This window comes from Mycolicibacterium pallens, assembly GCF_019456675.1.
GTDB classification, from domain to species: Bacteria; Actinomycetota; Actinomycetes; order Mycobacteriales; family Mycobacteriaceae; genus Mycobacterium; species Mycobacterium crocinum.
This window is the reverse complement of the sequence record NZ_CP080333.1, coordinates 3,282,757-3,303,435: the sequence shown is the minus strand read 5'-3', so window position 1 is coordinate 3,303,435 and position 20,679 is coordinate 3,282,757. Positions and strand designations below refer to the sequence as shown.

19 protein-coding genes and 2 riboswitches are annotated in these 20,679 nt (G+C 67.8%); of the genes, 11 read left to right on the top strand and 8 right to left on the bottom strand.

Annotated elements, in window-relative coordinates; genetic code table 11:
• Positions 1-3: 3 nt before the first annotated feature.
• The 5 genes from K0O64_RS16245 to K0O64_RS16230 form a co-directional block, all read right to left on the bottom strand.
• Positions 4-669 carry a response regulator transcription factor gene (locus K0O64_RS16245; protein WP_096312877.1) on the bottom strand — a complete coding sequence of 222 codons (666 nt, stop codon included), beginning with the start codon at positions 667-669 and terminating at the stop codon, positions 4-6.
• Complete coding sequence (locus K0O64_RS16240) at positions 666-1,847, bottom strand: sensor histidine kinase (RefSeq protein ID WP_225933463.1); 1,182 nt, start codon at positions 1,845-1,847, stop codon at positions 666-668. Before K0O64_RS16240 ends, K0O64_RS16245 begins: the two co-directional genes overlap by 4 nt.
• 86 nt (positions 1,848-1,933) lie before the next feature.
• Positions 1,934-2,062, bottom strand: coding sequence for a hypothetical protein (locus tag K0O64_RS30175; RefSeq protein WP_256385459.1), 129 nt, complete (start codon positions 2,060-2,062; stop codon positions 1,934-1,936).
• Between the two features lie 174 nt (positions 2,063-2,236).
• The gene (locus K0O64_RS16235) at positions 2,237-2,797 is read right to left on the bottom strand and encodes a cadmium resistance transporter (protein WP_096312876.1); all 561 of its coding nucleotides are present in this window, start codon (positions 2,795-2,797) and stop codon (positions 2,237-2,239) included.
• Positions 2,798-2,842: 45 nt separating this feature from the next.
• The gene (locus K0O64_RS16230) at positions 2,843-4,756 is read right to left on the bottom strand and encodes an ABC transporter ATP-binding protein/permease (RefSeq protein ID WP_096311568.1); all 1,914 of its coding nucleotides are present in this window, start codon (positions 4,754-4,756) and stop codon (positions 2,843-2,845) included.
• 150 nt (positions 4,757-4,906) lie between these two features.
• On the opposite strand from K0O64_RS16230, the gene secA2 reads away from it, so the two are divergent.
• The 11 genes from secA2 (at position 4,907) to gcvP (ending at position 16,184) form a co-directional block, all read left to right on the top strand.
• Positions 4,907-7,240, top strand: a complete 2,334-nt coding sequence (gene secA2 / locus K0O64_RS16225; RefSeq protein WP_096311567.1) for an accessory Sec system translocase SecA2 — start codon at positions 4,907-4,909, stop codon at positions 7,238-7,240.
• Between the two features lie 15 nt (positions 7,241-7,255).
• Positions 7,256-7,858, top strand: coding sequence for a CDP-alcohol phosphatidyltransferase family protein (locus K0O64_RS16220; RefSeq protein WP_071944225.1), 603 nt, complete (start codon positions 7,256-7,258; stop codon positions 7,856-7,858).
• The gene (locus tag K0O64_RS16215) at positions 7,845-8,759 is read left to right on the top strand and encodes a DUF881 domain-containing protein (protein ID WP_071944227.1); all 915 of its coding nucleotides are present in this window, start codon (positions 7,845-7,847) and stop codon (positions 8,757-8,759) included. Before K0O64_RS16220 ends, K0O64_RS16215 begins: the two co-directional genes overlap by 14 nt.
• A gap of 12 nt (positions 8,760-8,771) precedes the next feature.
• Entirely contained in the window at positions 8,772-9,104 is a 333-nt protein-coding gene (locus K0O64_RS16210) for a small basic family protein (protein WP_036344963.1), read from the top strand.
• Between the two features lies 1 nt (position 9,105).
• Entirely contained in the window at positions 9,106-9,861 is a 756-nt protein-coding gene (locus K0O64_RS16205) for a DUF881 domain-containing protein (RefSeq protein ID WP_071944229.1), read from the top strand.
• 22 nt (positions 9,862-9,883) lie between these two features.
• Positions 9,884-10,279, top strand: coding sequence for a glycine cleavage system protein GcvH (gene gcvH / locus K0O64_RS16200; protein ID WP_071944231.1), 396 nt, complete (start codon positions 9,884-9,886; stop codon positions 10,277-10,279).
• Between the two features lie 155 nt (positions 10,280-10,434).
• A complete protein-coding gene (garA, locus tag K0O64_RS16195; protein ID WP_071944233.1) occupies positions 10,435-10,902 on the top strand; it encodes a glycogen accumulation regulator GarA in 468 nt (155 codons plus the stop codon).
• On the top strand, positions 10,902-11,642 hold the full coding sequence (gene ftsR, locus K0O64_RS16190; protein ID WP_096311566.1) for a transcriptional regulator FtsR: 741 nt from the start codon (positions 10,902-10,904) through the stop codon (positions 11,640-11,642). Before garA ends, ftsR begins: the two co-directional genes overlap by 1 nt.
• A 48-nt stretch (positions 11,643-11,690) precedes the next feature.
• A complete protein-coding gene (locus K0O64_RS16185) occupies positions 11,691-12,185 on the top strand; it encodes a bifunctional nuclease family protein (protein ID WP_071944237.1) in 495 nt (164 codons plus the stop codon).
• A gap of 245 nt (positions 12,186-12,430) precedes the next feature.
• The gene (locus K0O64_RS16180; RefSeq protein WP_071944239.1) at positions 12,431-13,075 is read left to right on the top strand and encodes a MerR family transcriptional regulator; all 645 of its coding nucleotides are present in this window, start codon (positions 12,431-12,433) and stop codon (positions 13,073-13,075) included.
• A 13-nt stretch (positions 13,076-13,088) separates the two neighbouring features.
• Positions 13,089-13,186, top strand: a riboswitch (glycine riboswitch).
• Positions 13,187-13,308, top strand: a riboswitch (glycine riboswitch). It begins immediately after the preceding riboswitch.
• A 35-nt stretch (positions 13,309-13,343) separates the two neighbouring features.
• Positions 13,344-16,184 (top strand): aminomethyl-transferring glycine dehydrogenase, encoded by a 2,841-nt coding sequence (gene gcvP / locus K0O64_RS16175; RefSeq protein ID WP_096311565.1) that lies wholly within the window; start codon positions 13,344-13,346, stop codon positions 16,182-16,184.
• Here the strand turns inward: gcvP and K0O64_RS16170 are convergent, their stop codons facing one another.
• Genes K0O64_RS16170 through K0O64_RS16160 form a run of 3 tightly spaced genes read right to left on the bottom strand, consistent with a single transcriptional unit; the run spans position 16,185 to position 20,660 of the window.
• Positions 16,185-16,496 carry a hypothetical protein gene (locus K0O64_RS16170; RefSeq protein ID WP_096311564.1) on the bottom strand — a complete coding sequence of 104 codons (312 nt, stop codon included), beginning with the start codon at positions 16,494-16,496 and terminating at the stop codon, positions 16,185-16,187.
• A gap of 48 nt (positions 16,497-16,544) precedes the next feature.
• Entirely contained in the window at positions 16,545-18,425 is a 1,881-nt protein-coding gene (locus K0O64_RS16165; protein WP_096311563.1) for a substrate-binding domain-containing protein, read from the bottom strand.
• Positions 18,426-18,476: 51 nt separating this feature from the next.
• Positions 18,477-20,660: a malate synthase G gene (locus K0O64_RS16160; RefSeq protein WP_096311562.1), complete on the bottom strand. Its 2,184-nt coding sequence runs from the start codon at positions 20,658-20,660 to the stop codon at positions 18,477-18,479.
• Between the last annotated feature and the right edge of the window lie 19 nt (positions 20,661-20,679).

The window sequence follows — 20,679 nt, the reverse complement described above, 5'->3', positions numbered from 1 at the left end:
CCCTTAGGGCGACGACACTATCCGGTGGTCGTAGGCGAACACGATTGCCGAGGCGCGGTCGCGCAGCCCGAGCTTGGTGAAGATCCGGCCGATATGGGTCTTGACCGTCAGGGCCGAGATTCCCAGCTCGTGGGCGATCTCGCTGTTGGTCCGGCCGCGGGCGATCAACGTCAGCACATCCTTCTCGCGTGGTGTGACACCGTCGAGGGCTGGGGAGGGGCGGGCCGGCGCGGCAGCGCTTCGGTATGCGGTCAAGATGCGGGCGGTCACCGCCGGATCGAGGAAGCCGTTCCCGGACGCCACCGCGTGCACCGCCCGGATGAGCTCTTCGGCCGGTGAATCCTTCAGCACGAAACCGGCTGCACCGGCACGCAATACGCCCGACAGCAGTTCGTCGTCGTTGAAGGTCGTCAGTGCGAGGACCGGCGGGCCGCCGATGTCGCAGAGCCGCCGGGTCGCCTCGATCCCGTCCACGCGCTTCATGCGCAGATCCATGACGACGACATCGGGCCGATGGCGCTGCACCGCGTCGGGGACCTCGTCGCCGTCGGTGCATTCGCCGACCACCACCACGCCGTGCTGGCGCTGCAGGATCAGCGTGAGACCGGACCGCACCAACTCCTGGTCGTCGACGATCAGCGCGGTGACGACCTGTTCTACGGCGGTCATGAGGCGCTGCCCAGTGGCAGTCGCGCCCGCACCGACCACCCGTCACCCCATGGACCGGCATCGACTGTGCCACCGAAGATCTCGACTCGCTGCTGCATACCGTTCACACCCCGGCCGCGAGTTGCGGCCGGACGCCGAACCGCGTCACCCATGTCGTTGACGACGCTCAACGTTGCCTCGTGCGCTGAGATCGCCAGCGCCAGGCGCGAACTCGACGACGGCGCGTGCTTGGCGATGTTGGTCAGTGATTCTTGGGCAATGCGATACAGGGCCAAGCCGGCAGCCGGCGACACGTCGGCATAGGACCCGCTGATGTCGGCGGTCAGGCGCAAGCCGGCCTGGATGAACTCGTCGGTCAGGCCGGCGATGTCTTCCACCCCGGGTTCCGGTGCCAGCGAGTCGTTTCCGGCGTCGAGCAGACCCACCGTGCGGCGCACATCCGACATCGCCTGACGGCCGAGATCCTCGGCCTGCCGCAGTGCGTCGACGGCCGCGGCACTGTCAAGGCCGTGCTCGAGCGCATGCCGGGCGCCCGTCAGATGCAACAGGGTGATGCTCAGCGAATGTGCGATCACGTCATGGATCTCGCGGGCGATCCGGCGTCGTTCGTCGGCGGCCGCATGCGCGGCCAGTTCGGCCTGGGTCCGTTGTTGGCTGATGAGCAGCTGGCGCTGAACGTGAACGAGGTAGCCGACGAGCCAGCCGATGCCCAGAAACGCCAGATACAGCTCCGGGGTGTCCAACCGGTGCGCGGCCGCGGCTCCGATCAGAAGTGCTGCGGCCGTCGCGGCCGCGAGGAATCCGCCGAGCATCGAGGTGATGGCTCCGACGACCCCCACAGTCAACGTGAGCAACAGCGGTGCGAAGTCGCCCCGCACCGGCGTGGAGGTGGCGAAGAGCAGGACCGCCGTCCCCGCCATCCATGCGGCCCACAGTGCCTGGCCCTCGTACTTGCAGATATTGAAGACGAAGAACAGCACCCACGGTATGAAAGCCACGGCGATCGCCGCCAGCGCCACCGGCCAGTCGGACATCGGTCGCTGAAGGGTCGCGATCAGCCCGATCGCGGCCATCGTCACGTCGATGATGATCACGAAGGTCCAACTAAAGCCCGCCGGGATCATCGGCTCCCGGCTCCTGGCCCACGCGTGGAACTGTCGCTTGACCGCAACCAGCATGGTGTCAGCCTAGGGCGGGCGGCTCGTGCTGCGCATCGTCCGTCGGCACGACGGCGAGGTACTCCCGTGGTAGGACCCCGGTGAGCTCAGAGCCGGTGCATTTCCCGCGCCATCGCGGCTTCTTCCATGAATTCGGTGCGCAGCGGCGGGTATTGGGTGCGCAGCCGATCACCCGACGCGGCCGCGGCCGCGCGGACCGCAGCGACGCAACCCATCAGCCAGTCGGCGAGTGGACGGTGAAATGCTATGCGCGGTTGTGGGATTCGGACCGCTTGACCAGATCTGGCAACGTGTGAATATGTCATGGCATCGACGCTATGAACTTCGAGCGCCGAGCACATCGTGCCGGGGACTGATCTTGATCTACGACTATGGGAGGATGCCGCGGGCTACCCCGCGGCGAAAACGCCGCCCTGGACGAGAATCGACAGGCCGATGGCGATGAGTACCACCGGCACGATGACGTGGCCCCACCGCGACAGCACCGTGGCGACTGCCGGATGGCCGGTGACAGCAATACCGGCGACGCACCAGAGTGCCACGCCGACCAGGAAGATCGCGACGGACCCGAGCATGCCGCCGATACCGGCGACGGCGAACACCGGGACGTAGACGCCGATGTTGTCCCCGCCGTTCGCGAAGGTCACCGCAGCGACACCGAGGATGCCGACAGCGTTGTCTCGGCCGTCGTCAGGTCCGTCGTCGCCGGGTCGCCAGGCTTGCCAGGCGGCGCGCACACCGAGTAGCAGCGGCAAGATCCCGAGGTACGCGATCGCCCGTTCGGGTAGCAGACTCGCACCCAACGCCCCGAGCGCCGAAACAGCAAGGATGCCAACGAATCCGAAATAGTGACCGGCAATCACCCGCAGCACCTCGGGCCTGCGGCGTGCCGCCCGGCCGAAGAGCACTGCGAGCACGACGATGTCGTCGATGTTCGTCACCGCGAACATGGCCGCCGCCTTGCCGACCAATCCCAGGCCGCTCACGGCGGGAGGCTAGACGGTGGCCGGCTCGTTGCCGTCGACGTGACCAAGGCGCCACTGGCCCTCGCCGAGCAGTTCCAGATGCTTGACATGGTGCTGCTCGACGGTGCTGCGGTGGCTGACGCTGACCAGGATCGTGTTCGGCAGCTCGGTGCGCACCATCTCGTAGAGCGCGAACTCCAGACCCTCGTCGAGCGCCGAGGTGGCCTCGTCGAGGAAGACCGCCTTGGGCTTGGTCAGCAGAACGCGGGCGAATGCGATGCGTTGCTGCTCGCCCGGTGAGAGCACCTTGGCCCAGTCCTGGGACTCCTCGAGTCGAATCGTCAAGTGCGACAAAGCAACTTTGCTCAGCGCGCGCTGCAATTCGTCGTCGCTGATCTCCCCGGAGGTGGCGGGGTAGGACACCACCGTGCGCAGGTCGCCCAGCGGCACATACGGCATCTGCGACAGGAACATGGTGTCGTGGTCGTCGGGCCGGCACAGGGTGCCCGAGGTGAACGGCCACAGCTGCGCCAGGCTGCGCAGCAGCGTGGTCTTGCCCGCGCCCGAAGGCCCGGTGATGACGAGGGTCTCGCCCGGCTCCAGCCGCAGGTCGATCGGATCGACGAGCCGGGTGCCGCTGGGCGTGCGAACCTCGACCTGGCGCAACTCGACCGACCCGTCATGGGTGGCAAGCGTGGTCAGCTTCGGCAGCTCGCGCGCTTCGGCATTGGTCTCCACCAGACCGTGCAGACGGATGATCGCCGCGCGGTAGGAAGCGAACGAGTCGTAGGCGTTACGGAAGAACGACAGCGAATCGTGGATGGAGCCGAACGCACTCGAGGACTGGGTGACGTCACCGAGGTCGATCTGTCCGGCGAACAGCCGCGGGGCCTGGATCACCAGCGGCAGCGGGTTGATGATCTGGCTCATCGACAGGTTCCACCCGGTCAGGGCGATCGTCCGGTTCACGTAACGCTTGTAGTTCGCGATGATCTGGGCGAACTTGGTGCGCAGCAGGCCGCGCTCGGCATTTTCGCCGCGGTAGAAGCCGACCGCCTCGGCGGCGTCCCGCAGTCGCACGAGCGCGTAGCGGAAGACGGCGTTGGTGAGCTCGTTGCGGAAGCTCAGCTTGATCAGCGGGTGACCGATCCAGAAGGCGATGATCGTCGCGAACACCACGTAGACCAGGACCACCCAGAACAAGGCGTGCCCGAGCGTCACCCCGAGGAACGTCAGCGGACCCGAGAGGTTCCACAGGATCACGGTGAACGAAACGACGGTCACCAACGAGTTGATGGCGCCGAACAGCAGGGTGTTGGAGCTCATGATCGTCGGCTGGTTCGTCGACGAGCCGACGCCGGCGGTGAAGATATCGATGTCCTGCTGGATGCGCTGATCCGGGTTGTCGATATCGGAGTCGGTGAAGCGGGTGCGGTAATACGCGTGGTCGTCGAGCCAGTCACAGGTGAGCCGGTCGGTGAGCCACACGCGCCAGCGGATGATGAACCGCTGCATCAGATAGATGTCCAGCATGACCCGGCTGATGTAGATGGTCGCCAGAATGCCGAACAGGATCAGCGCCGCCCAGAAGCCGTGGATACCGGACTGGCGGACCTCTTCATTGCCGCCGCCGGCCCCCTGGAACGCCACCTGCAGCGAGGTGTACAGGTCGTTGCTGTAGTAGCTGAGCAGCACATCGAGGCGCACCGAGATGATCGTCGACAACAGCAGGACGCCGACCCAGATCCAGGTCACGATGCTCTGGCGACCCTTGAAGTAGTCGCCGGTGATCCGCCAGTACTGCCTGCCCCACACCGTGTACTTGGCCAGCAAAAACAGCACGATCAGGCTGAGAACGGCGCTGATGCCCCATGCCTTGGCAATCCAGATCAAGGACGGGACGAGCTCGTGTCCCCAGTCCATCGACGGGGTGAACTTCTCCAACGCGGTTCTCCTCTTGAGGCGTCGCCCAGCACGGCGCCCAATCCGGCGGCTTTTCCGGCGAACCTACCCCGGCATTCCGGCGAAGGCGCGCGTGTGTGTCAGATGGCTGGCGAAATGTGAGCTTCAATCCGCCGACGGTACCGTTGACACGTGGCGAAAACTCGCAAGGACAGCGTTGCCGGACCCGGCCGCATCAGCCGGGGCTTCTGGCGCCTGCTCGGTGCCACCACCGAGAAGACCAAAGCGGCGTCGATGGCCGAGGTGGACGCCTCGGCCGAGTTCGACGAGAAGGCCAAGGGCCTCGACGACGAGCAACTGGCCAAGGCGGCGAAGCTCCTGGAACTCGGCGACCTGGCTTCGTCTGCGGACATCCCACAGTTCCTGGCCATCGCCCGCGAGGCGGCCGAGCGCACCACCGGTCTGCGTCCCTTCGACGTACAGCTGGCCGGGGCGCTGCGCATGCTGGCCGGCGATGTCATCGAGATGGCCACCGGTGAGGGCAAGACGCTGTCCGGCGCGATCGCGGCCGCCGGCTACGCCCTCGGTGGGCGCAACGTCCACGTCGTCACGATCAACGACTATCTGGCCCGCCGCGACGCCGAGTGGATGGGTCCGCTGATCGAGGCGATGGGGCTGTCGGTCGGCTGGATCACCGCCGAGTCGACGGCGCAGGAACGCCGGGCCGCCTACGAATGCAACGTCACCTATGCCTCGGTCAACGAGATCGGCTTCGACGTGCTGCGCGACCAGCTGGTCACCGACGTCGCCGACCTGGTCTCGCCGAACCCCGACGTCGCGCTGATCGACGAAGCCGACTCGGTGCTCGTCGACGAGGCGCTGGTGCCGCTGGTGCTGGCCGGCACCACCCACCGCGAGACGCCGAAGGTCGAAATCGTCCGTCTGGTGGGTGAATTGGCGGCCGGCACCGATTACGACACCGACGCCGACAGCCGCAACGTGCACCTCACCGAGGAGGGTGCCAAGAAGATCGAGGCCGCGCTCGGCGGTATCGACCTGTACTCCGAGGAGCACGTCAGCACGACGCTGACCGAGGTGAACGTCGCCCTGCACGCGCATGTGCTGCTGCAGCGCGATGTGCACTACATCGTCCGTGACGGCGCCGTGCAGCTGATCAACTCCAGCCGCGGGCGGATCGCCCAGCTGCAGCGCTGGCCCGACGGTCTGCAGGCGGCGGTCGAAGCCAAGGAAGGCATCGAGACCACCGAGACCGGCGAGGTGCTGGACACCATCACCGTGCAGGCGCTGATCAACCGCTACCCGACCGTGTGCGGGATGACCGGTACCGCGCTGGCCGCCGGCGAGCAGCTGCGCCAGTTCTACAAGCTGGGCGTCTCGCCGATCCCGCCGAACACGCCCAACATCCGTGAGGACGCCGACGACCGCGTCTACATCACCGCGGCGGCCAAGATCGAGGCGATCATGGAGCACATCGTCGACGTGCACGCCACCGGCCAGCCGATCCTGGTCGGCACCCACGACGTCGCCGAGTCCGAGGAACTGCACGAACGGCTCGTCCGCCGCGGCGTCCCGGCGGTCGTGCTGAACGCCAAGAACGACGAGGAGGAGGCCGCCGTCATCGCCGAAGCCGGCAAGCTCGGCACCGTCACGGTCTCGACCCAGATGGCCGGCCGCGGCACCGATATCCGGCTCGGCGGTTCCGAGGAAACCGATCACGACAAGGTCGCCGAACTGGGTGGCCTGCACGTCATCGGCACCGGACGGCACCGCACCGAACGCCTCGACAACCAGCTCCGCGGCCGCGCCGGCCGCCAGGGCGACCCCGGCTCGTCGGTGTTCTTCGCCAGCTGGGAGGACGACGTCGTCGTCGCGCATCTCGACGAGGGCAAGCTGCCCACCGAGGCCGACGAGACCGGGCGGATCACCAGCCCGAAGGCGGGCGCCCTGCTCGACCACGCCCAGCGCGTGGCCGAAGGCCGGCTGCTCGACGTGCATGCCAACACCTGGCGCTACAACCAGCTCATCGCGCAGCAGCGCGCGATCATCGTCGAGCGCCGCAACACCCTGCTGAGCACGCCGACGGCGCGCAACGAGCTCAAGGAGCTCTCGCCGGACCGCTACGAACAACTCGCGGAGAAGTCCAGCGAGGAGCAGCTGGAGGTCATCTGCCGCCAGATCATGCTGTTCCACCTCGACCGCGGCTGGGCCGACCACCTGGCGTATCTGGCCGATATCCGGGAGAGTATCCACCTGCGCGCGCTGGGCAGGCAGAACCCCCTCGACGAGTTCCACCGGATGGCCGTCGACGCGTTCGCGCACCTGGCCGCCGACGCCATCGAGGCTGCGCAGCAGACCTTCGAGACCGCCAACATCCTCGAAGAGGAGCAGGGTCTGGACCTGTCGAAGCTGGCCCGCCCGACCTCGACGTGGACCTACATGGTTCACGACAACCCGCTCAACGACGACACGTTGTCGGCGCTGAGCCTGCCCGGGGTCTTCCGCTAGCGCTAGGTTTTGTCCATGACGCGCCACGCCCGCGACCGGGTGCTGACGATCCCGAACGTCCTGTCGGCGATCCGGCTCGTCCTGGTGCCGGTATTCCTCTACTTGCTGCTCGCGACCGATGCCTACGGATGGGCGGTCGCGATCCTGATGTTCAGCGGCTTCTCCGACTGGGCCGACGGCAAGATCGCCCGGCTGGTGCCCAACCAGTCGTCGCGGCTGGGGGAGCTGCTCGACCCGCTGGTCGACCGGATCTACATGCTGGCCGTGCCACTCGGCATGGGGTTCGCCGGCGTGGTGCCCTGGTGGTTGGTCGCCACGCTGATCGGCCGCGACCTGGTGCTGGCCGCCACCCTGCCGGTGGTCCGCAGCCGCGGATTGACTGCCCTGCCGGTCACCTACATCGGCAAGGCGGCGACGTTCGCGCTGATGTCCGGCTTCCCGCTGGTGCTGCTCGGCCAGTGGGACGCGACGTGGAGCCACGTGATCGGCGCGTGCGGCTGGGGCTTTCTGATCTGGGGCGTCGGCATGTACCTGTGGTCGGCGGTGCTGTATCTGCTGCAAGTCCGGCTGGTCGTGACCAGGCTGCCCAAGGTCGGCGTCAGCGATGCCCGCATCTGACAGCGCGCTCGGCGGCTACGACCCGCGGGCCGGCCGCAGCGAACGCCACGAGCAGCGGCCGACCCTGATTCCGCTGCCGGGTCTGCTGCGCTCCCTGCTGACCGAACACCTCGACCCTGGCTACGCGGCCGCGGCCGCCCAGCGGGAAACAACCGGGCAGTCCCGCCGGCCGCTGGAAACCCATGCCTGGCAGGCGCTGGCCGCGGTGCTGATCGCGGTGGTGTTCGCCGCCGCGGTCGCCCAGGCGCGGTCCACCGCGCCCGGCGTCAACGCCGCCCAGCAGGTGCTCGCCGCCAGCGTGCGCTCCGCCGAAGGCACCACCGACCGGCTGACCCGCCGCCGCGACGAGCTCGCCACCCAGGCCGACACCGTCCAGCGTCGCCAGCTGCGCGAGGACGCGGCCGGCCGCGACCTGCTCAGCCGGCTCGATGCGCTCAGCCTGGCCGCGGCCACCACCGCCGTCATCGGGCCCGGCCTGTCCGTCACCGTGACCGACCCCGGGGTGGGCCGGGATCTGTCCGACGTCTCCAAGCAGCGGGTGGCGGGCAGCCGCCAGATCATCCTGGACCGCGATCTGCAGCTCGTGGTGAACTCGCTGTGGGCCAGTGGGGCCGAAGCGATCTCGGTCGGCGGTGTCCGGATGGGACCGAACGTGACGATCCGCCAGGCGGGTGGCGCCATCCTGGTCGACAATCATCCGATCAGCAGCCCGTACACCATCCTCGCGGTGGGATCGCCGGGCGAGATGCGCGATACCTTCGACCGCAGCGGCGGACTGCAGCGGTTGCGGCTGCTGGAGGTGTCCTACGGGGTGGGGGTCAGCGTGAGCAGTGGCGACGGCCTGTCGTTGCCCGCCGGTGCGGTGCGGGAGATTAAATTTGCCAAGCAGATCGGCCGATAGGGGGCGCGTCAGGTGATCGGAATCGCCGCACTCATCGTCGGCATCGTGCTGGGTCTGGTGCTGCACCCCAGCGTTCCCGAGGTCATCCAGCCCTACCTGCCGATCGCCGTCGTCGCCGCGCTCGATGCGGTGTTCGGCGGTCTGCGTGCCTACCTGGAGAAGATCTTCGACCCCAAGGTGTTCGTGGTCTCGTTCGTGTTCAACGTGCTGGTCGCGGCGCTGATCGTCTACGTCGGCGACCAACTGGGCGTGGGCACCCAGCTGTCGACGGCGATCATCGTCGTACTCGGCATCCGCATCTTCGGCAACGCCGCCGCGCTGCGCCGCAGGCTGTTCGGGGCATGAGGTGACCGACGAAGAACACGGCCGCCACGAACTGCCCGGACCGGCGCCGGTGCGCCGGTTCCGCGGTCGCACACAGCTGATCTTCGGTGCGCTCGGCGTACTGCTGTGCCTCATGCTCGGTGTGGCGATCGCCACCCAGGCGCGCCAGACCGAGACCGGCGACGCTCTGGACACCGCACGCCCGGCCGACCTGCTGGTGCTGCTGGGCTCGTTGCAGCAGCGCGAAGCCACGCTCAACACCGAGGTCGCCGAACTGCAACGCAACCTCGCGGCCATGCAGACCGCCGGCAGCAGCGACCAGGCGGCGATCCAGAACGCCCAGGCCAGGCTGGCCGCGTTATCGATCCTGATCGGCACCGTCGCCGCCACCGGACCGGGCGTGACGATCACCATCGACGATCCCGGACCCGGGGTGGCGCCGGAGACCATGCTCGATGTGATCAACGAGCTGCGGGCCGCCGGGGCGGAGGCGATGGAGATCCGCTCCGGCCAGCAGGCCGTCCGGATCGGCGTCGACAGTTGGGTGGTCGGCAGCCCCGGGGCGCTGGTCATCGACACCCAAACCCTCGGCCCGCCGTATTCTGTTCTGGCCATTGGCGATCCACCCACCCTGGCCGCCGCGATGAACATCCCCGGCGGCGCCGTCGACAGCGTCGAACGGGTGGGTGGGCGAATGACCGTCGCGCAGTCGGACAAGGTGGACATCACCACCTTGCGGCAACCGAAAGCGCGCCAATACGCTCAGCCCGTCAAATGAGCGTCCGACACCGAGGAGCACTGTGAGCGAAATCCCAGCCGACCTGCGCTACACCGCCGAGCACGAGTGGGTGCTGCGCATCGGTGACGACACCGTGCGCGTCGGCATCACCGACTTCGCCCAGTCCTCGCTGGGTGACGTGGTGTACGTGCAGTTGCCCGAGGTGGGCAGCGACGTCACGTCCGGTGAGTCCTTCGGCGAGGTCGAGTCCACCAAGTCGGTGTCGGACCTTTACGCGCCCGTCACGGCCAAAGTGATTGCGGTCAACGGCGAATTGGAAGGCAGCCCCGGGCTGGTCAACTCCGATCCCTACGGTCAGGGGTGGTTGTTGGAGTTGCAGGTCGACGGCGATACCCTCGAACAGGGGTTGGCGGCGTTGCTCGATGCGGACGCCTATCGGGACACTGTGACTGAATGACATTGTTAGGGTGCCTGCCAGCCACCGATCCGGCGGTGGTGGGCACAACGACGACCACTGCGCGGTACGGTCGACGTAAGTGATTGTTGAGGCGGACGGGCGCCTTGTGCGGATACCCGCCAAGTACAGCCACGGCAGCCAGTGAGGAGCAGCGGGTGACCGACAAGGACCAGAACTCGGACGAAGTCACCGTGGAGACGACCTCCGTCTTCCGCGCCGACTTCCTCAACGAACTGGATGCCCCGGCAGCCGCCGGCGGCGAGAGCGCGGTATCCGGGGTCGAAGGTCTCCCGGTCGGATCGGCGCTGCTGGTCGTCAAGCGTGGCCCGAACGCGGGCTCGCGGTTCCTCCTGGATCAGGCGACGACCTCGGCCGGCCGCCACCCGGACTCCGACATCTTCCTCGACGACGTGACCGTCAGCCGCCGGCACGCCGAGTTCCGCTTGGACGGCAACGAATTCCAGGTCGTCGACGTCGGCAGCCTCAACGGCACCTACGTCAATCGCGAACCCGTCGACTCGGCCACGCTGGCCAACGGTGACGAGGTCCAGATCGGCAAGTTCCGCCTGGTCTTCCTCACCGGCCCGAAGTCGTCCGACGACGAAGGTGGTCCAGGAAGCTAGTGTCCGCACCCGATAGTCCCGCGCTTGCCGGGATGTCTATCGGAGCGGTCCTGGACCTGCTGCGACCGGACTTCCCGGACGTGACGATCTCCAAGATTCGGTTCTTGGAAGCCGAGGGCCTCGTCACGCCGGAGCGCAGCGGTTCGGGCTATCGGCGGTTCACCGCGTACGACTGCGCGCGGTTGCGGTTCATCCTGACCGCCCAGCGCGATCACTATCTGCCGCTGAAGGTCATCAAGGCCCAGCTCGACGCCCAGCCGGACGGCGAGCTGCCCCACGTCGGATCGCCTTACGCCGTACCGCGTTTGGTGACCGTCGCCGACCAGGATGCGCCCGGCGCCGACGACGACATCGACGTGGCGCGCACCCAGGTGCGGCTGAGCCGCGAAGACCTGCTCGAGCGTTCCGGGGTGGGCGAGGAGTTCCTGACCGCACTGTGCAAGGCGGGTGTCATCACCACCGGCCCGGGCGGGCTGTTCGACGAATACTCGGTGGTGATCGCGCAGTGTGCGCGGGCGCTCGGCGAGTACGGCGTGGAACCCCGGCACCTGCGGGCATTTCGGTCCGCGGCCGACCGTCAGTCCGATCTGATCGCCCAGATCGCCGGCCCGGTCGGCAAGGCGTCGAAGACGGGTGCGCGCGACCGCGCCGACGATTTGGCGCGGGAGGTTGCCGCTCTGGCGATCACGTTGCACACGTCACTGATCAAGTCCGCTGTACGAGACGTTCTCGACCGCTGAGGACTAGACTCCAAAGGACTGCAACGACAGCGCGGAGGTCAGACACAGATGGGTGAGGTTCGTGTGGTTGGCATCCGTGTCGAGCAGCCCCAGAACCAGCCGGTTCTGCTGCTGCGGGAATCCAACGGCGACCGTTATCTGCCCATCTGGATCGGCCAGTCGGAGGCCACCGCGATCGCGCTGGAACAGCAGGGCGTCGAGCCGGCCCGGCCGCTGACGCATGACCTTTTCCGAGATGTCATTGGCGCACTGGGGCATTCGCTCAAAGAGGTGCGGATCGTGGACTTGCGGGAAGGCACCTTCTTCGCCGACCTGATCTTCGACCGTGACGTCAAGGTTTCCGCGCGTCCGTCGGACTCGGTGGCGATCGCACTGCGGATGGGTGTGCCCATCTATGTCGAGGAGGCGGTGCTGGCCGAGGCCGGGCTGCTCATTCCCGACGAGAACGACGACGAATCCACCGGTGCCGTCCGCGAGGACGAGGTGGAGAAGTTCAAAGAGTTTCTCGACAGCGTGTCGCCGGACGATTTCAAGGCGACCTGACCGGGTATCCCGGTGCCTGGCGAACGCCATCGACCGCAAGATCACGGATGCGTCTCACTTGGCCTGCAGCGGTTCGACACGCGCGGCGGATGACGCGGAGCACGGCCAAGGACAGCCATACTTTGATTGCGAACGACGAGCGCGACTGCCCGTCGAAAAGCGTATGCTCGGTGGACTCGGACTGGGCAAACGTGGTTGGTGGAGCGGTCAGCGGGCCATAGGTTCGAACGGCGAGAGGAAGCATCGTGGGCGAGCAGCCACGTCAGGGACAGTTGGACCTTGCTGGCACGGGCTCTGATTCCGATGGCCGCTTTGAGGCGGACATACCCACCGGCGCGCCGGTGAGTGAGCCGGTGCAGCCAGGCCTGTTCCCCGACGACTCGGTTCCCGACGAGCTGGTCGGTTACCGGGGCCCCAGCGCCTGCCAGATCGCCGGGATCACCTACCGGCAGTTGGACTACTGGGCCCGCACCTCCCTGGTGGTGCCGTCTATCCGCGGCGCGGCCGGCTCGGGCAGCCAGCGGCTGTACTCGTTCAAGGACATCTTGGTCCTCAAGATCGTCAAGCGTCTGCTCGATACCGGCATCTCACTGCACAACATTCGCGTCGCCGTCGACCATCTGCGTCAGCGCGGCGTGCAGGACCTGGCCAACATCACCCTGTTCTCCGATGGCACAACGGTCTACGAGTGCACGTCGGCCGAAGAGGTCGTCGATCTGCTGCAGGGTGGCCAGGGTGTGTTCGGCATCGCGGTGAGCGGTGCCATGCGGGAATTGTCCGGCGCGATCGCCGACTTCCCGGGTGAGCGGGCCGACGGCGGCGAGTCGATCGCCTCGCCGGAGGACGAGCTGGCCTCCCGGCGCAAGAGCCGCGACCGCAAGATCGGTTAGAATCGCGGGGTATCGCCCTCGCGCGGGAGAGCTTCGTGGCAGCCAGTCACGGACGCCGAAGGAGCAACACCTCTCCGTCAACCTCTCAGGCACCCGGACCGCGCGTGGCCACGATGCCTCTGGAAAGCGGTGATCTGACGGTCGCCCGCCCATGGGGAAAGGCAGTCTCGCCGCCAGGCGAGCTCGCCGAATCTCTCAGGCGCCCGGTCCGGGTGGACGACAGAGGGAGAGGACGCCGCTGACGGCTGCGCCGTAAGTCAGGAGTCCCGTGTCCAATCACACCCCCACCTTCGCCGATCGTCACATCGGACCGGATTCCGATGACGTCGCCACCATGCTCGACGTGATCGGGGTCGCCTCGCTCGAAGAATTGGCCGCCAAGGCGCTGCCGGCGGGCATCCTCGACGCACTCGCCTCCGACGGTCTGGCGCCCGGCCTCGATCAGCTGCCCGCCGCCGTCGGCGAGCACGAAGCACTGGCCGAACTGCGGGGGTTGGCCGACACCAACACCATCGCGGTGTCGATGATCGGGCAGGGCTACTACGACACGCTCACCCCGTCGGTGCTGCTGCGCAACATCCTGGAGAACCCGGCCTGGTACACCGCCTACACGCCGTATCAGCCGGAGATCAGCCAGGGCCGGCTCGAGGTGCTGCTGAACTTCCAGACCATGATCGCCGACCTGACCGGGCTCGAGGTCGCGAACGCCTCGATGCTCGACGAGGCCACCGCGGCCGCCGAGGCGATGACCCTGATGCACCGCGCCGTGCGCGGCACCGGCAACCGGCTGGCCGTCGACTCCGACCTGTTCCCGCAGACCGCGGCCATCCTGGCCACCCGCGCCGAGCCGCTCGGCATCGAGATCGTCACCGCCGACCTACGCGGCGGGCTGCCCGAGGGTGAGTTCTTCGGCGTGATCGCGCAGCTGCCCGGCGCCAGCGGACGGGTGACCGACTGGTCCAAGCTGGTCGAGACGGCCCATGAGCGCGGTGCGCTGGTGGCGCTCGGCGCCGACCTGCTGGCGATGACGCTGATCGCCCCGCCCGGCGAGCTCGGGGCCGACGTCGCCTTCGGCAGTGCCCAGAGATTCGGCGTGCCAATGGGATTCGGCGGTCCGCACGCCGGCTTCCTGGCCGTGCACAGCAAGCATGCCCGGCAGCTGCCCGGCCGGCTGGTCGGCGTGTCGGTCGACAGCGACGGGGCGCCGGCCTACCGGCTGTCGCTGCAGACCCGCGAACAGCACATCCGCCGCGACAAGGCGACGTCCAACATCTGTACCGCCCAGGTGCTGCTGGCGGTGATGGCCGCCTCCTACGCCAGCTACCACGGTCCGGACGGGCTGACCGCCATCGCCAAGCGCGTGCATGGACACGCCCGTTCGCTGGCTGCCGGTCTGGGCGCCGCGGGCGTCGAGGTCGTGCACGACACCTTCTTCGACACCGTGCTGGTGCACGTCCCGAACCGGGCCGCCGCGGTGCAGGCCGAGGCCAAGGGCCGCGGCATCAACATCTGGCGGGTCGACGCCGACCACGTCTCGGTCACCTGCGACGAGGCCACCACCGAAGCGCACGTCGCCCTGGTGCTCGAGGCGTTCGGCGCCGCTGTCGCCGGAGACTATGCCGGACCCGAGATCGATTCGCGGACAACCGAATTCCTGACCCATCCGGCCTTCCACCGGTACCGCACCGAGACCGAGATGATGCGCTACCTGCGCACGCTGGCCGATAAGGACATCGCGCTGGACCGCAGCATGATCCCGCTGGGGTCCTGCACGATGAAGCTCAACGCCGCGGCCGAGATGGAGTCCATCACCTGGCCGGAGTTCGGCCGCCAGCATCCGTTCGCCCCCGCCGGTGACACCCCGGGGCTGCGCAAGCTCATCGCCGACCTGGAGAACTGGCTGACCGGGCTGACCGGATACGACGCAATCTCGTTGCAGCCCAACGCCGGATCGCAGGGCGAGTACGCCGGCCTGCTGGCCATCCGCGAGTACCACCTGGCCAACGGCGACACCGGTCGCGACGTCTGCCTGATTCCGTCCAGCGCGCACGGCACCAACGCCGCGTCGGCCGCGATGGTCGGTATGCGGGTGGTCGTGGTGGCCTGCCGGGAGAACGGCGACGTCGACCTCGACGACCTGCGCGCCAAGGTCTCCGAGCACGCCGATCGGCTGGCCGCGCTGATGATCACCTACCCGTCCACGCACGGGGTGTACGAGCACGACATCGCCAACATCTGCGCGGCGGTGCACGACGCCGGCGGACAGGTCTACGTCGACGGCGCGAACCTCAACGCGCTGGTCGGTCTGGCCCGGCCGGGCAAGTTCGGTGGCGACGTCAGCCACCTGAACCTGCACAAGACGTTCTGCATCCCGCACGGCGGCGGTGGCCCGGGCGTCGGCCCGGTGGCGGTGCGGTCACACCTGGCGGCGTTCCTGCCCGGCCATCCGCTGGCCGAGGAACTGCCGAAAGGGCACCCGGTCTCGGCCGCCCCGTATGGCTCGGCGTCGATCCTGCCGATCACGTGGGCCTACATCCGGATGATGGGCGGTGACGGCCTGCGCAATGCCACGCTGACCGCGATCGCCTCGGCCAACTACATCGCGCGCCGCCTCGACGAGTACTACCCGGTGCTCTACACGGGCGAGAACGGGATGGTCGCCCACGAGTGCATCCTCGACCTGCGGGGCATCACCAAGGCCACCGGGGTGACCGTGGACGATGTCGCGAAGCGGTTGGCGGACTTCGGTTTTCACGCGCCGACGATGAGCTTCCCGGTGGCAGGCACGCTGATGGTGGAGCCCACCGAGAGCGAAAGCCTCGCCGAGGTGGACGCGTTCTGCGAGGCGATGATCGCGATCCGCGCCGAGATCGACAAGGTCGGTGCGGGGGAGTGGCCGGCTGAGGACAACCCGCTGCGCAATTCGCCGCACACCGCCGAATGCCTGCTGGTCGACGAGTGGACCCACCCGTACACCCGCGAGCAGGCGGCCTACCCGCTCGGCAAGGGTTTCCGGGCGAAGGTCTGGCCGCCGGTGCGCCGGATCGACGGCGCGTACGGCGACCGGAACCTGGTGTGCTCGTGCCCGCCGGTGGAGGCGTTCGCCTAACTACGGGGCGTAGCAGGGCTCCGTGCCGGGCGTGTAGTACGGCAGGCCGGTCGGCGAAATGCACGGCGCCTCGCCGGGGAATGCGGGAACCAGGGAGTACGCGTAGCTCTCCGGGAAACCGTAGCGGGCCCAGTCGCCCGCCACCGCGGCGTCGATGGCGTCACCGGCGATGCCCGGGGTGCACCCGCCGACGGTCACGTGCCGACCACCGACATCGCCGCAGATATCGGCCTGGGCCACCGGGGCGATCGCCGCGGGGATTGCCGACAATGCGGCCACACTCAGCAGAATTGCTGCAGTTTTCTTCGACATGCCGTCATTGTCGCAGGCGAATGAGCGTGCGTTACGCTCCCGCAAAATTTAGGACAGCAGCGTCGAGATTGCCGTCGCGAGGTCCGGCGAATCGGACGTCGCGACGTTTTGATAGGTGCCGCCGGAGGCCTGGGCGACCGCTTCCCACGTCGCGCGGTCGGAGTCGTCACCGAAGTCGATGACGTTGATCGCCACGGGCTTGGCCGGATCGGCCGCCGACTTCACGTACTGAATCAAGCCGGGGCCGTCCAGCGTCTGGTCGGTGTGCGGACCCTGGGTGATCACCAGCAGTGAGTTCGTCTGGCCCTGACGGAAATTCGCCAACGCCTCGCCGTACGCCAGCCGCAGCGTCGTGAACGACACCGCTCCGCTGCCCGAGGGCGACAACCCACCCAGGGTGTTGGTCAGTGCGGCCGACTGGTCGCTGACCGGTCCCAACGGCACCGCCGACTTGCCCTCGACACCGTTGAACGTCCACAGCCCCACCGCCGCGTTCGGCGGCAGTGCGCCGATGCGATTGTTCAGCGCGGTCACGACGTTGGCCAGCCGTGACTTGCCGCCCTCGTCGGCGCCCATCGCCTGGTTGAGCATGATCGTGGTGGTCGAGCCGGTGGCGGGGGTCGACACCGCGGCGGCCAGGGTGGCCCGCACGGACTCGTCGTCGATCGTCAGGGGTGACCCGACCTGCGGGAAGCTGACCACGTCATTGCCCGGCGGGGTGGTGCCCTCGGCGCGGAACCCCGCTTTCGCCAGGGCGCTGAGCTGTTCGGGTTTACGCATGTACCGCGCGAATTGGCTTGCCGCACTGACCTGTTCTTCGGACAGCCAGTTACCCGACAGCAGGACGGTGGGGTAGTCGGCCACGGCCACCGGGCCCTGCGGCAGCCATTCGGCCACGGCGCTCTTGGCGTCCTGGGTCGACGACACCCTGGCGAACAACTGCTGTTCGGTGATGGCCACGGCGTGCACCGGAGCGCCAGCGGGATCACCCGCCCCGAGCAGCGTCTTCCACGCCGTGTCGGCGGTGTTGTCGGCGAGCTTGGGCTGACCGGCGACCAGTCCGTTGACCGCACCGAGCCCGGCGGTGGCGGGCGAGTTCGCGGGTGCCGACGCCGAGGCCACCGCCTCGGCGGCCAGATAGGTGGCGTCAGCATCTCCGACGGTGGGCAGCGCCAGCCGCAGCGAACCCCACCCGGGCAGGTTCAGGCCGTCGAGTGCCGTGGGATTGGCCTGCAGCCCGGGCAACGCCGACCAACCCTGTTGGCCGAGGGCGTCTTTGAGCTGAGGGCGCACGGCGAGCACGACCGGCGAACTGACCAGTGAGCGGGCGTCGCTGACGACTTCCTTGCCTGCGGTGGACTGCAGACGCGCCGTCCCGATGGAACTCGCCGGAATCCACAGCGCCGGACGCTCACCAAGATCGCCGGGCCAGTTCGCGACGAAACCATCGACCACGCGATCCGAATCAGCGCCTGTCACAACCATTTTCACGCAGCGATCGCCGACCGGGGTGACCGTCGCGTTGAAGCCCTGGGCGAACGTCTTGACGGTGTCGGCGATCGACGGATCGGCGACCACCCCGACATTGAGCGTGCCGCCCAGACACTTCTGGGCCGCGTCGGTGGACCGGTGGGACAGCGCATCACCGAAGAACCGCCACAGGATCACCGCGCCGACGACCACCACCACGGTGATCAGCGCGACGATCACCCCGACGCTCACCCCGCGGCGGCCGCCCTCGTTGCGGTGCCCGCCTTCGAAAGCGATTCTGCGACGGGCGGTGTCGGTCAGCGCCGACGAGCCGGTGTCGTCGTCGACATCGGGCGTGTCGGCGTCGCCACCAGAGCGGGCGAAGCGACCGGTCGGGTTGTCGTCGGCAGGCTCGTCACCGAAGGAACCCCCGGGACCCGGTCTGCTGTGCCTGCCCATGGCGGTGCTTCATCCTCTTTCGTCGAACGGCAATGCGGTGCTGCGTGCAGGTCAGGCGCCGGTGCTGGCCTTGTACTCCCGCCGGCGCCGATGCAGGATCGGCTCGGTGTAGCCGTTCGGCTGGGCGGCGCCCGCCAAGATCAGCTCCTGCGCGGCCTGGAACGCGATGCTGTTGTCCGGGTCGGTCGCCATCGGCTTGAAGTCGGGATCAGAGGCGTTCTGCTCGTCGACCACCGCCGCCATCCGGCGCAGGCTCTCGCGAACGTCGTCCTCGGTGATCACCCCGTGCCGGAGCCAGTTGGCCAGCAGCTGGCTCGAAATACGTAGCGTCGCACGGTCTTCCATCAACGCGACATCATGGATGTCGGGCACCTTCGAGCAGCCGACACCGGCGTCGATCCAGCGGACCACGTAGCCCAGGATCGACTGGCAGTTGTTGTCGACCTCTTCGTGGATCTCCTCGGGCGACCACGCCAGCTCCTTGGCCAGCGGGATCGTCAGTAGTTCGTCGATGGTGGTGCGGGACTTTCCGGCCAGCTCCTTGTGCACCTCGTAGACGTCCACGTAGTGGTAGTGCATGGCGTGCAGCGTGGCCGCCGTCGGGGACGGCACCCACGCGGTGGTGGCGCCGGCCTTCGGTTGACCGATCTTCTGCTCGACCATGTCGGCCATCAGGTCGGTCATCGCCCACATGCCCTTGCCGATCTGCGCCTTGCCGGAGAACCCGGTCGCCAGGCCGATGTCGACGTTCTGGTCCTCGTAGGCCTTGATCCACGGCTGGGTCTTCATGGCGCCCTTGCGGATCATCGGGCCGGCTTCCATGGAGGTGTGGATCTCGTCGCCGGTGCGATCCAGGAAGCCGGTGTTGATGAACGCCACCCGGTCGGCGGCGGCCTTGATGCAGGCCTTGAGGTTGGCCGAGGTGCGGCGCTCCTCGTCCATGATGCCGACCTTGATCGTGTTCTGCGGCAGGCCCAGCACATCCTCGACGCGGCTGAACAGTTCGCAGGTGAACGCGACCTCGTCGGGGCCGTGCATCTTCGGCTTCACGATGTAGATCGAGCCGGTGCGGCTGTTCTGCCGCGGGCTGCCGTCTTCGGCCTTGAGCCCGTGCACCGCGATCAGGCTGGTGAACAGCGCGTCCTGGATGCCTTCGGGGATCTCGTTCCCGTCGGCGTCCACGATCGCGTCGTTGGTCATCAGGTGGCCGACGTTGCGGACGAACAGCAGGCTGCGGCCGGGCAGCGTCAACTCGCCGTCGCCGGGCGTCTTGTAGGTGCGGTCGTCGTTGAGCACGCGGGTGAAGGTCTTGCCGCCCTTGCTGACCTCTTCGGCCAGATCACCCTTGTTCAGGCCCAGCCAGTTGCGGTAGCCGAGCACCTTGTCGTCGGCGTCGACGGCCGCGACCGAGTCCTCGAAGTCCATGATCGTGGTGATCGCGGACTCCAGCACGACGTCCTTGATGCCGGCCTTGTCGGTCTTGCCGACGGGGGATTCGGGGTCGATCAGGATCTCGATGTGCAGACCGTTGTTGACCAGCAGCACCGACCAGGCCGGTTCGCCCAGCTCGCCGGTGTAGCCGAGGAACTTCTCCGGGCTGGCCAGTCCGGTGGACTCGTCGCCCTGAGCGATCTCGAGTGCGTCGTCGGCGACGCTGATGCCGGTCGCGTCGGCCCATGAGCCCGATGCCAGCGGAACCGCCTTGTCGAGGAAGTCACGGGCGTAGGCGATGACTTTGTCGCCGCGGACCTTGTTGTAGCTGGTGCCCGGTTCGGCGCCGCCCTCGGTGCTGATCACGTCGGTGCCGTAGAGCGCGTCGTACAGCGAGCCCCACCGCGCGTTCGCGGCGTTCAGCGCGAAACGGGCGTTGAGGATCGGCACGACCAGTTGCGGGCCGGCGGTGGTGGTGATCTCGTCGTCCACCCCGGAGGTCGTGATGCTGAAGTCACCCGGGTCCGGCTGCAGGTAGCCGATGTCGGTGAGGAACTGCTGGTATTCACCGGCGTCGATACCGCCGATGATCCGCTGGCGATGCCACTTGTCGATCTGCGCCTGCAGATCGTCGCGGCGGGCGAGCAGGTCCTGGTTCTGCGGCGTCAGGTCGGTGACGACCTTGTCCACACCGGCCCAGAAGCTGTCGGCATCAATCCCGGTGCCGGGCAGCGCCTCGTTGGTGATGAAGTCGTACAACACCTGCGCCACACGCAGGTTGCCCACGGGCACGCGATCGCTCATCTGTCCTCCCTCACGACAA